General features: G+C 45.2%; 7 protein-coding genes. 3 read left to right on the forward strand and 4 right to left on the reverse strand.

Going from position 1 to position 12601, the window contains the following annotated elements; translation table 11 throughout:
• Nucleotides 1-12 precede the first annotated feature (12 nt).
• The gene (locus BLR32_RS28700; protein ID WP_143011625.1) at nucleotides 13-6135 is read left to right on the forward strand and encodes a hypothetical protein; all 6123 of its coding nucleotides are present in this window, start codon (nucleotides 13-15) and stop codon (nucleotides 6133-6135) included.
• Nucleotides 6135-6626 (forward strand): SMI1/KNR4 family protein, encoded by a 492-nt coding sequence (locus BLR32_RS28705; RefSeq protein ID WP_089837171.1) that lies wholly within the window; start codon nucleotides 6135-6137, stop codon nucleotides 6624-6626. Before BLR32_RS28700 ends, BLR32_RS28705 begins: the two co-directional genes overlap by 1 nt.
• 143 nt (nucleotides 6627-6769) lie before the next feature.
• Here the strand turns inward: BLR32_RS28705 and BLR32_RS28710 are convergent, their stop codons facing one another.
• From BLR32_RS28710 to msrA, 4 genes are all read right to left on the reverse strand, one after another.
• The gene (locus BLR32_RS28710; RefSeq protein ID WP_089837173.1) at nucleotides 6770-7492 is read right to left on the reverse strand and encodes a hypothetical protein; all 723 of its coding nucleotides are present in this window, start codon (nucleotides 7490-7492) and stop codon (nucleotides 6770-6772) included.
• A 40-nt stretch (nucleotides 7493-7532) separates the two neighbouring features.
• The gene (locus BLR32_RS28715; protein ID WP_089837175.1) at nucleotides 7533-8480 is read right to left on the reverse strand and encodes a hypothetical protein; all 948 of its coding nucleotides are present in this window, start codon (nucleotides 8478-8480) and stop codon (nucleotides 7533-7535) included.
• A 66-nt stretch (nucleotides 8481-8546) separates the two neighbouring features.
• Nucleotides 8547-9302, reverse strand: a complete 756-nt coding sequence (locus BLR32_RS28720; protein ID WP_143011626.1) for a hypothetical protein — start codon at nucleotides 9300-9302, stop codon at nucleotides 8547-8549.
• 161 nt (nucleotides 9303-9463) lie between these two features.
• Nucleotides 9464-10114: a peptide-methionine (S)-S-oxide reductase MsrA gene (msrA, locus tag BLR32_RS28725; protein WP_317042851.1), complete on the reverse strand. Its 651-nt coding sequence runs from the start codon at nucleotides 10112-10114 to the stop codon at nucleotides 9464-9466.
• Nucleotides 10115-10318: 204 nt separating this feature from the next.
• On the opposite strand from msrA, the gene BLR32_RS28730 reads away from it, so the two are divergent.
• Entirely contained in the window at nucleotides 10319-12442 is a 2124-nt protein-coding gene (locus BLR32_RS28730; RefSeq protein ID WP_089837178.1) for an endonuclease MutS2, read from the forward strand.
• The last annotated feature ends 159 nt before the right edge of the window (nucleotides 12443-12601 follow it).

Here is a 12601-nt window from a genome sequence, read left to right on the forward strand (position 1 = left end):
CATATCCTGAGGATGTCCCATATATACCGTTACGTTCTGTGCCTGCTGCTATTTGCAGCAGGTGTAACAAGCGTGAAAGCCCAGCAATATCCCGTTACTGCCAGTACGCAGATCATACCTCCTTACAGCGTTTATCTTCCTGATTACGCTGTAGCAGGTAGCGACAAGCTGCGTGTGATCCTGGTACAGAATGACCTGACACTGCCCAGCTATAACGTAAGGCTGCGGATGACCGTAGAACAGAATGGTACTGTCATTATGCGGACAGCCACTGCGTTTAACCCCAGACCGCTTTCCTTAAGTCCGGGTATTCCAACTATTATCGGAGGAATAGACCTGGCAGATTATCTTAACCCCGCCAATATTGAATACAGTGGAGGGTTCAGCAGAACCGAGTACGAAAAGACCCGCTCCCTGCCTGAAGGCGCTTACCGCATTTCCTTCACTGCATACGACTATGCCCGTCCGCAGGTACAGGTAAGTAACATGGGCTCCAACGTCTTCTTCTTCCGGAAGAGCGATCCGCCATTATTAAACCTGCCTATCTGTAACAGCCGTGTGGAAAAGCTGGATCCGCAGTTCCTCACTTTCAACTGGAGTAGTCGCAATTCCCCTAATCCGGTACCGGGAAGCGGAACAGAATATGTGTTCTCTCTTTACGAAATAAGACCTGCCGGTAGCAATCCTGACTACATCGTACGCAGCGCCAAACCTATTTATACATTAGTCACTGAAACCAATACCATCGTATACGGGCCCGGCGAACCTCAGCTGAGGGACAGCATGCAATACGTCTGGACAGTACAGGCGCGCGACAAAAGTGGCAGGGACATGTTCAGCAATCAGGGGCTGAGCCAGAGTTGTACGTTCACCTATCTTGGCAAAAATCCTTTCACACAGAATAATGTACCGAAGCCGGTATTGAAAGGACGTGCTACAGGCGAACGCAGTGTGCGTTTCGGCTGGCCATTGGCCGCGGCAAACTACCAGGTTGAAGCTTACCGTCTGCAATATCGTGCTACTAAAGTAGGCGATACAGAGTTCGACTGGCAGACAGAAGAGAAACAATCAGATACTGCATTCACTGCCAGCAGTCTGGAACCTAACCGTGCATACGAAGGCAGGCTGCAATGGAAGATCGCAGGCGTTTATGGTCCATTCAGTGATCTTGTTACTATAAAAACCGATTCCGCCAAAACCTTTGTCTGCGGAGACGCCGGCTTACTGGCCGCGCTGGATAACCAGACACCGCAGCCCGCATTGAGCGCGGGTAAGATTATCCGTGTAGGCAACTTTGACATCATCCTGACCGAAGTAAGTGGTGGCAATGGCAAGTTCACCGGTAAAGGCCGTGTAATTACACTCGGCTTTGGTATCGGTCTGCAGATGGAGTTTAAGGATATCACCGTTAACACCGATCTGAAGGTAATAGCTGGCCAGGTAACTGCCGTAACAGAAGGCATCGACAAATTCGTAAGCGATAAGCTGGACGAACAACATGGTGGTAATGATGTAGGTGGTGTCGTGAACGGCGATCTCGTGCCCGATATTACTACCAAACTGAAAATCTTCTCACCGGCGAATATCAAGGTAAATACTGACGCGGGTACTATTACCCTCACAGACAGTAATACCGGCCAGGAGGAAGTGATCAACTATAAAGACAAAGGAAAAACTCTGCCACTCGTACTCGAAGACGCGGATGGCAACCTGTATAATATCGACAAAGGCGGTAAGGTAACTTCCATTGGTAAACGTGATAACGCTATCACATCAGCAGTACTTGAATCCCTAAAGACCTTACAGCTGGATAAAGGTACCGTGACATTTACGGCGGGTACAAGTAATGTGTATGCATTTGATGCATGGAAGAGTAGCTACTCAGGTAAAACAAATGTAGAGAAGGAATATGAATCGCTGGCAAGTGGCAAATACCATGTAAGCTCAAAAGCCATTGTACCGGGTGAACAGGAACAGGTGACCGCGACATTGACGAATGCGGCAAGCGGTATCTCTGCTTCTAAACTTAAGTTTATCACTGGTAAGGGTATCGTACTTACAGCTAAAGACAATGGTGACAATAGCTTCACTATTAGCCTGACCGGTGGTCCTGGCGGTGATGCACAGGAAATATACGCTGCTCATCCTGATGGTAATGGCGGTTATATCAGTCTGGGTAAACTGCTGGTACCAAGTTATAAGCCATTGCAGAAAACGCTGGTACTGGTGCCGATTGGTGCACAGACTCCTGTGGCTACGGAACAGATAAAAACGGCGTTGCAGAAGACTTATGGTAAGCTGGGTATTACTTATACCGTTAAAGTAGACGAAAGTTTCCGCTACAATAAAACCTGGGATAGCAACGGCGATAGTGTTCTTCAGGATAAGGGTAGTGCCTTCCTGAGCAATAATTTCACTGGTGAGGAGAAAGCGCTGAAGAAAGCGTATAAGAAAGCCACTAACATAGATGACAACTCCGTTTACCTGTTCCTGGTGAATGAAGCTGCGTTGTCTGATGGTGATCTGACAGGTAAGATGCCACGTGGAAGCCAGTTTGGATTTGTGTTCACGAAACAGGCCAGTGAAGCAGCAGTTGTTCGTACGGTGGTGCATGAGATAGGACATGGTGATTATACACTCGAGCATACGTTCAGTACGAATGTGGGGCTGGATAAGAGTTCTACTGATAACCTGATGGATTATGGCAGTGGTTATGGACTGATTAAGTATCAGTGGGATGTGTTGCATGATCCGGGAAGTGTGTGGGGAGTGTTTGAGGATGATAATGCGGGGGATAACTATACTGCGATGTCTATTGCCAGATACTTCCTTAACGCGGATAGCACTACTGTTTCCTTCCTGACACCGGCAGGTACTATTTTGGTAGTACCATTTAAAGATCTGGGCAGTGTAGAGTTCCAGTACGGTGCTATCAAGATTAAGGATAAACAGGATCACTTTGATCCTGAGATAACTGTGGGGGCAGTCAGGAGCTTTAAGTTAGCTAACAGCCAGCGCTTGTTGCGAAGATATGAATACGTTGTTGCTGATGGTACATACAAGGATCCTGAAGGTAATGTCTATCAACAGAATGTTCCTGATCCTGCAAAGGTGGAAGGTTTTGTTTACCCAGTTTCATGTAGTGATAAGTACAAGCTGATGAAGTTTAGCAGAAGGACGCTTCCTTTTTACAAGGGAGGGGAACCGAAGCTGACATTCACTCAGATGACAGACCTTTTCACGCCGTTCAGGGATCAGGAGCAGATGCCAATGCGCTCTATTAATCCTATTACTCATGCAAGTGAGGAAATTGAGCAGGAAATAGTCGCTGGAACGACCCTTGGATGCCTGTATTGTGTAAGCAATGCAACACTCAGCATGACGGAAAAACATTGTCGTCAGGATGAATATATCTGGATAGATAAGCTGGCGCAGATGAGAAATGTTTATCCTGAATATTTCGATCGCTTTACACAGACTAATATAGTTAAAACTACAGGCGGTGCTACTACCTGGGAGAAGGATGGAAACTGGGAAGCACCGGAAACCATAACGGGATATTCAGCATCGGGAACACCAGGTGCTGCCGGGCCTACCGGTACAAGCAGAATTGTACATGATTATGACTATCCATGGGGACAGTATTTGGTAGACCATCCTGATATTAAAGCAGCATATGGGAAGGATGACATTTTATTCTTTAAGACCTTCTATACCCAGTTCATTGAGTATGTCAATACCGTGATTGTTGACGACGAAGAATTCTGGGAGAAATTTAGTAGCAATACGCCCGTAAAAGACGTATTCGAGCAACTGAGGAAAGACCCTATATTCCATTTGCAGTCAATTTCGGTTGAAAAACGTGGATTGGCGTTGAAGATGATGACAGATGGTTATAATAACCAGGATATAATCCTCTTAGGAGGAAAGGACCTGTCATATATACGTTTATTATCCAGTTTCATCGGGGATAAGCAGGCTGCCGCAATGCTGCAATACATCGAGGATAATATCAAAGTCAGAAAAATTTATGACCTGTATGTTACTGATGGTAAGCCGGAAGCATCTCAGGTAGGTGTCCTGATGGCATTAAGTAACATGATAACTACTTCCGGGCATTACAATTACAATCAGGAGGGAATGGGAGATTTACTCCTGGCCCCTGGACTGGTAGCCGAGATAGAAGCAGACCTGTTTCAGTTTAGTAATGCACAAATCACATTCGCAGCAGATAACAAGCTGTTTATAAATACCAAGCTATATAACTATAACGACTACATAGCGGTAAGGGTTGCCGGCTCCTTCGAAATGGATGGAAAGACGATTCCCAAAGGCCAGTTGCTGACAATGCCGGCTGTGCAGGTGGCGTTAATGGCAACTATCGCCGATATGAGAAAAACGGAGAAACAGATCTCATTAGCGGTTGATGTTGGTATGATGTGTATTGGTATAGGAGATCTGAAGATATTCCTTAATGCAGGGCAATATATTGCAAAAGCTATTGTTGTTGCAGACGTGGTAGGATCAGCAGGAGATCTTACATTGCAGATGATTAATGCCGATGCCATATCACCGGAATGGAGAACTAGCTTGCAAATAGCAACTATGGCTCTATCTCTTCCGAGCATGATAAAAGCGGCTCCCAAAGTCGAAAAGTATGTAGAAGACCTTGATTTATTGCTCGATGCCAGAAGGGCTCATAACGCAACGATGAGGGAGCTGATGGAGTTAGAAAGAATAGGATCGGGGCTTAGTGAGTCGGCAGGGGTCATGGACATTATATCAGATGGAAAGCAAATCGAAAAGAGAGCTGTATCGATGGACAGGCCGGCGGATATTGAGTTGGTGAAAAAACGCCTGGACAGAGGGAAGATTGATAATAACATCTACTTAGTGGTACATGGAGATGGAAGCAAGTTTAGGATTATACATCAGGGACAGGAAATAGAGATGGATCACAGATCCCTGGCCAGATGGATTAAAAAGCAAGGTTTCCCTGCAGATAAACAACTGGTATTGCTTTCATGCGGTAATATTGAAACAGCTCAGGACGTAGCACGTAAAGCAAAAGTTTCAATTGTTGCAAATGATGGAGTTGTGAAAGTGTACGATAATGGAGTAATAGAGGCGGAAAATGGATTTAAGTATATAGACAAAAATGGAAACATTGACGAGAGTAGAAAGGTGCTGATCGGTGAGCAGAAGCCAGCGGGTAAGCGACCAATCCGGTTGGGTCCGGCCCGACCCAGAACAGGATCTGTGGATGAAATTGTCGGGAATTTTGGTGTAACTGCTGAAATAGCGGAAAAGTTAGCAGCGAATGATAAATTTGTAGAGGCATATAAAGCTGTAGTTGGTGGAGTAAAAAGGCAAAAGGCGGGTGGGAATTTTATGCTTGCATTAGAAAGTACGGCAGACGAAGCAGCAGATTGGGCGGATTCTAAAAAGAAGCTATTAGCCTTATTCGCAAACACACCTGAAACTTTTGATAAAGTTTATGAAAACATGGTGAGAGCAGAGGAGCTTGCTGAATCAGCAGGAAAGATGATGGCATCGGGGCTGTCTGCATCTAATGAAGCTCAAGCTATGGCTGCAATAAGAACAGGGCTAACCGATATGTTCAAGGATATGAATATTGATATTGAAGAATCCTTTTTCCTAAATGGAATCTTCAATGGCGGTGTCACTGACCATATTCCTTTCGGTGATCACGAATGGGCGATAATAGATGCAGCGAGGGATATTTCAAAGATTGCAGGTAATAGGAACATTCTGGTTGTACATATCTATGTAAAAGGTGAGCTAATCCCTATAGCGCTAATTGCGGGTAGCGGAAATAGCGCTGTGCAAATCAAAAAGGGACTCAAGATTGACGAAGTAATTGAAGATGTACCGGATGGAGTTCGTAATTTTGAGCAATTCACTATAAATAATGACCGCGTTCAGGATTCTGAATCTAAGTTTGTCGAGTGGTTTAGAAAACAGACAGATATAGACATATCCAAGATAGAAAGGATAGAGTTTTTTAGCGAAAGGCCAGTTTGTCCGTCGTGTACAAATGTACTTGGTATCTTTTCACGTGATAGTAAGATTCCTGAGATAAAAATTTACGAAGGGAGATATAGAAGAAAATAATGGCAGCAGAATATTTATATATGGACTTTTTGCTCGGTTATAAGGAGTACTTTGGCATAGCGGGTGCATGCACAGAAGAGGAAGTAACCGAGATAGAAGGAAAATTGGGAGTTAAGTTTCCTCGTAGCTATCGTGAAGTATATCTCATTCTTGGTAAGCATCGTGGATTCAGGTTTATTGATGACAATAGCTATAAGTTTCCGCAGTATGAAGAAATGAGGGCGGGCGCAGAAGAGATCATGTCACAATGCGACATTGATTTTGTTCTGGATAAGAACATGTTTATTGTCGGTTGTTTTATGGAGAACGGAATTTTTTACTTCTTTAAACTTAACGAGGGAGATGATCCACCTGTATACCGGTACGAAGAAGGAGACAGGGAATATAAATTAACTGCTGAGAGTTGTTCTTCGTTTATTCAACAGCGAAACTGGTATAGTGGTTATCTTTATTTAAAAAAAGGAGAAGATAAGAAATCCGAAAAGGGATAGCACTAAATATCACTGCAATAAAAAAGCTGACTGAAAACAATGGCCCTCGCCATCCTTCAGTCAGCTTTTATATTTCCCCGACCCCTTAAACCCTTTATACCTTATTCACCGGGCAAAACATCCATTCAAAACAACCATACCAATCAAAATGGCCACGGATCACGTCTATGACGTCTGCCAAGGTCGGAAATAAAACGAGCCAGTCTCTCCCGGTCACATTCCATAGCTTTTTGCTCATTATCCGCATCGTGAATCAGCGTGCACAGCGCATGAACATCTTTTAAAGTCGGCATGTCAACTGTCAGTTCACACAGGTTGCAGACCATAGTTAATGATGTCTGTAAGTCACGGTTGACCAGTAACTTGATGGTCTTGACAACCCATCCTGCATAGCTGGAACGAAATTCCAGGAATTCAACCGGCAGATAGTTCATATTTGAGATAATCGATGCATCCGTATAGGCTAAGAGATCGGTGAATTCCAGAGGCTCATACATCTGCAGTTTATGGTGCATAGCTGCCAGTTTCGTCTTCATTTCTTCCAGGTAAACGAGTATCTCGTCAAAGGCCTGCATTCTATGCCCGGCATTCAGCAAGATCGGATTCGCAGCCACATCGCTCATCAGGTTCATATCTTTCAGCGTAAACGAATTGCATATGGCCTGGACATATACCTCTTTAAAATAGGGAGAAATAAATGCCAGGAACAAAACATCCGTATAGGCTGCTTCTTTCACAAATCTTGCGTTTGGTGGAATGGAACCCGTTGCGAGAAAATAACTCAGCACGGGGTCGTTGCTGATTAAAGTGCGGTATATCTTCTCCTGTTCGGAAATATTCGCAGGTGCGGTTTGTTCGTACTTCATAGTTTGAATGTATGGTGCTATCGATATCTTCCGTTACAAGCTAACGGCGACTACGACGATAAGAACGATGATAGGATGGATGATAAGATGGATGATAGGAGGGACGATATGAACGATGATAATGATAAGAGTTACTGCTATGGTTCCCGCTATTACCCGGAAAGGACATCCCAAAGACGGTAATGATGATGATGATGATAATAACCACGATGCCCAACAGTACCCTGCCGATGCTTCCGTCGGAATCACTGGAATTATTAAAATTGCGGGAGTAGCCAGAATTGCTGGAATAACCGGAATCGTTGGAATAGTCGGAGTCGTTGGAATAACCGTAACTGCTATCAATATTGCTTGTCTGCAGATCGGCATTGTCAAGCAGCTTATACAACGCATCCACCTCATTTGCAGTTTGCAGGTCAACTGTGAGTTGACGCAGATTGGTAGTCATGATCATTGATGTCCGTGGGTCCCGGTTGACCAGCGTATTGATCACCTTCATGATCACCCGCGCATAAGTGGAACGGAATTCCAGGAATTCAACCGGCAGGTAATTCAGATTACTGATTGTTTCGATGCCAGTGTGTTCCGTCAGGCTAAGGATGTTAATGGGCTCCTGCATTTGCAGTTTAGCATGAATAGATACCAGTACAGCTTTCCTTTGTTCCAGGTAAACCAGGATACGATCAAAGGCCTGTTTCCTGTAAGCATCGTCCAGCAGCAGAGTATTCATTGCTATATCGCTCATCAGGTTTGTATCTTTCAAATCAAACGCGCTGATAACAGCGTTTACATACGCCTCCTGGAAATAAGGAGAGATAAATGCCAGGAATGCAGGATCCCTATAGCCACCTTCCTTTGCAAATCTGGTATTTGACTGAATAGCGCCTGTTTCGAGAAAATAACTCAGCGCAGGGTCATTGCTGATAAGAGCGCGGAATGCCTTCTCCTGTTCGGAGATATTCGCATCCGTGGATTGTTCATATTTCATGTATTGGGTTATATGGAGCCTGAGAGTTTGCCGGATCGGTATATTACTTATCCGGCAAACTGTATATTAATGCGAAAAGATCAGCATCAGTTTAATGATAAAAATAATGATCCCGATGATTATTCCTATGATCTTGCCAATACTCACTTCACTATCGCCACCACCGGAAATACCTTCAATAGCGCTGGCCTTCTGACTTGTATTTTCCAGTTGCTGATACAGGGCATCAGCATCGTGCATTGTCTGGGGATCACATTTCAGCTGGCGCAGGTCAGTAGCCATGTTCAATGCTGCCTGAAAATCGCGGCTTACCAGCCATTGCACCACTTTGATTATTTCCCTGCCATATGCAGAACGGAAATCCTTAAATTCAACCGGCAGGTAGTTCAGGTTGGCAATGGTCATTATTCCAGCATAGTCTGACAAATCGAGCAGCGAAATGGCTTCTCCCAGATGCAGCTTGTTGCTCAGCGACACCAGTTTCGCCTTCCTTTCTTCCAGGTATGCCAGGATCTGATCAAAAGCCTGTTGCTTATGAGCATCGTCCAGCAGGATACGATTCACGGCCACATCACTCATCAGGTTTGTATCTTTCAGATCAAAGGACCTGAATATTGCCTTTACATAAACATCCTGAAAATAAGGGGAAATGAATGCGAGGAAGGCAGGATCCTTATAGATCTCTTCCCTTGAAAACCTTGAATTATTACGCATGCTGCCCGTTTCGAGGAAATAACTCAGCGCAGGGTCGTTGCTGATAAAGGAGCGAAAAGACTTCTCCTGTTCGGAGATATTCGCATCCACGGATTGTTCATATTTCATGGGTATCTGGTATATAGAGCTTAACAGTTGCAGGGATAAAGACTTGTCCTGCTGCAATATACCTTTATTTTCAAATATGTAAAAGTCTCAGATAAGGAGTAAAACACAAAGCGAATGACCGGCAGGCCATTCGCTTCGGAAAAATGTTGTATTACAATAAGTTAGTTCTTCTTTAACTTATCCTTAAATACCTTTTTAAATTTCTCCAGCTTGGGCTGGATCACAAAGTGACAATACGGCTGGGAGCCATTCTGATTGTAATAATTCTGGTGATAGTCCTCGGCCTTGTAGAAAGCGGTCATAGGCGCTATTTCCGTCACTACGGGTTTGTCGTAGGCGCCCGACTGCTGCAGTTTCTCCTTATACAGTTGCGCCAGTTTGTGCTGATCTTCATTATGATAGAAGATTACAGAACGGTACTGAGTCCCTACATCATTGCCCTGCCTGTTTAACTGGGTAGGATCATGGCTCTGCCAGAATGCCTGCAACAGCTCTTCATAGCTGATCTTTGAAGGATCGTAGGTAACCTGTATCACTTCTGCGTGACCGGTAGTACCGGTGCTCACTTCTTCGTAACTCGGATTCGGAACGGTGCCGCCGGCATAGCCGGATTCTACCTTGGTTACCCCATCCAGGTACTGGAACTGTGCCTCAGTACACCAGAAACAACCACCCCCGAATGTTGCTTTTTCAGTTTTAACATTGTTGCTGACTTCCATATCGCCTGGTACTTTGTCTTTTGTTTTTCCGCCCTGTGCACAGGCACTGATAGTTAGTGCCAATAAACAGCTTAATAATGAGTATCTTCGCATGATTTAAATTGTTGATGGTGTCATTTGAAGTCAAGGGCTCAGATACCCTCAACAAGTTAAATTACGACAAGAATAACGGATTAGATCACCAAGTTAAGTAACTTTAACATTCCTTTTGTCGGACCGTAAAAGGTACGGAGCGGCATTAGCCAATTTTAACCGTCTGTAAACAAAGGGTTTACAGGCTTTGTATGGATAAGTAAGATGAAATATTTTCCCGATTCAGCACTGGTACAGCTGGAATTTGACAAGGTACAGGCTTTGTTAAAAGAGCATTGTAAAACGGAGTTGGGTAAACAGATGGCAGATGACCTGCGTTTGCACACCCACATTGATTATGTCAGAACGGCCCTTCAACAGGCCCATGAATACAAGCAGCTTACTTTGCTGCAGGAGCACTTTCCCAACGATTACGTACTGAACCTGAAAAATGAGCTCCGGATGCTGGGCATTCAGGGCGCCGTACTCAGTGGTGAACAGATTATGCTGCTGCGCAAGCTGGCAGAAAGCATGCACAGTATCGTACGTTTCTTTGATCACGACAGGCGGGTGCAATACGCCGGCTTGTTCAGCGTGATCACACATACCCACTACGAAAAAAAGATCACAGCCCTGATCGATGAAGTGCTCGACGAGAACGGAGATGTGCGTGACAACGCTACTCCGGAACTGGCAAAGATCCGTATGAGTCTCTACCGTAAAAGGAACGAACTGCGCCGCGCATTCGACCGCGTGCTCAGTAAACTCAGCAAACTGGGTTACCTGGCAGATACCGAAGAGGCATTCCTCAACGGCAGAAGGGTAGTGGCCGTCTATGCAGAAAATAAACGTATGGTGAAAGGTATCCAGCACGGAGAGTCTGATACCCGCCGTACTTCCTTCATAGAGCCGGAAGAAACGATTGAGCTGAACAATGACGTAATGTCCCTCGAAAGAGAGGAGAACAAAGAAGTTTACAAGATCCTGCGTACATTAACGGCTTCACTCAGCCAGCATGCACAACTGCTCAACAACTATCACGAAATCCTGGGCTTATACGACTTTATCAGGGGTAAAGCCAAACTGGCGCTGGACACGGACGGTAACTACCCCATGCTCAATCCTCATGCACAGGTACACCTGGTGGAAGCGTATCATCCACTGCTGTTGTTATACAACCGTCGTAACCAGAAACCGACCATCCCGGTAAACCTGACCCTGGATAAAGATAGCCACATCCTGGTGATCAGCGGACCTAACGCTGGCGGTAAGACGGTAACAATGAAAACAGTAGGACTGATCCAGCTCATGTTACAGGCAGGCCTGCTGGTACCGGTACATCCAAGCTCACAACTGGGTATTTTCCGCCAGCTGATGATCCACATCGGTGACACGCAGTCCCTGGAATTTGAGTTGAGTACCTACAGTTCCCATCTGCGGAACATGAAGTACTTCATGGAAAATGCCAACGGTAAAACGCTCTTCTTTATAGATGAACTGGGAAGTGGTTCCGACCCCAACCTCGGTGGCGCCTTCGCAGAGGTGATTATGGAGGAACTGGCCAAGAAACATGCTTTTGGCATCGTAACCACCCACTACCTCAACCTGAAGGTCATGGCCAATAAGGTAAAGGGTATTATCAACGGTGCAATGGGCTTCGACGAAGAGAACCTGCTGCCAATGTACAAACTGATCGTGGGTAAACCGGGTAGCTCCTACACATTCTCTATCGCGCAACGTATCGGCCTGCATCCTTCCCTGATCTCCCGTGCCAGGAACCTGGTAGATGAAGGCCATTTTCAGCTGGATAAGCTATTAAATAAGGCCGAACAGGACCTCCAGAAGATCGAGGCCAAGGAAAAGGAACTGCAGAAGCTCCTGAAAGAAAATGAGAAGCTGAAGCGTGAATACGAAATCCTCTCCGACAAGGAAAGGAAAACACAGCAATTCACTACCCTCAAGCTCCAGAACCAGATCAAGGAAGAAGAGCTGCAATATCTGAAGGATATGGAGCGCAAGATGAAGCAGATCGTCATAGAATGGAAGCGCACCGACGACAAACAGAAAGTACTCAAGCAGGCAGAAGCGCTCTTATTCCGTAAAAAGGAAAAACAGATCAACGAACGCTTTGAAAAGAAAGTGCAGGAGAAATTCCTTGAAGTAGTAGGAGGGGACCTTAAACTGGGCGATCAGGTAAAAATAAAGAGCAATGGCCAGGTAGGTAAGCTAATGGAAATCCGCGATAAACGCGGTATCGTGAAGTTGGGCAACATCCCCATGAACGTGCCAATGGCCGACCTGGTGCTCGTAAAAGAGCGACCCAAAGAAGCAAAAGAAGCAGCCAAGTAGCCCCTATTCGCTTGATAACGCTCAATAGTCATCCAGAGGAGCGCCGACCCCATTCAATACTGGAGCCGACGCTGTCTAGCTAAAAAGGAACTACTTTCATAAAAAAGCGGGTATATCGAACTGATATACCCGCTTTCTATTTATGACAGATGACAATAA

The organism is Chitinophaga filiformis (assembly GCF_900102545.1).
Classification (GTDB): Bacteria; Bacteroidota; Bacteroidia; order Chitinophagales; family Chitinophagaceae; genus Chitinophaga; species Chitinophaga filiformis.

Coding starts and splice junctions, on each gene's coding strand:
- BLR32_RS28710 (WP_089837173.1), bottom strand. CDS start 7,492: ATGAAGTACGAACAAACCGCACCTGCGAATATTTCCGAACAGGAGAAG.
- BLR32_RS28705 (WP_089837171.1), top strand. CDS start 6,135: ATGGCAGCAGAATATTTATATATGGACTTTTTGCTCGGTTATAAGGAG.
- msrA (WP_317042851.1), bottom strand. CDS start 10,114: ATGCGAAGATACTCATTATTAAGCTGTTTATTGGCACTAACTATCAGT.
- BLR32_RS28730 (WP_089837178.1), top strand. CDS start 10,319: ATGAAATATTTTCCCGATTCAGCACTGGTACAGCTGGAATTTGACAAG.
- BLR32_RS28700 (WP_143011625.1), top strand. CDS start 13: ATGTCCCATATATACCGTTACGTTCTGTGCCTGCTGCTATTTGCAGCA.
- BLR32_RS28720 (WP_143011626.1), bottom strand. CDS start 9,302: ATGAAATATGAACAATCCGTGGATGCGAATATCTCCGAACAGGAGAAG.
- BLR32_RS28715 (WP_089837175.1), bottom strand. CDS start 8,480: ATGAAATATGAACAATCCACGGATGCGAATATCTCCGAACAGGAGAAG.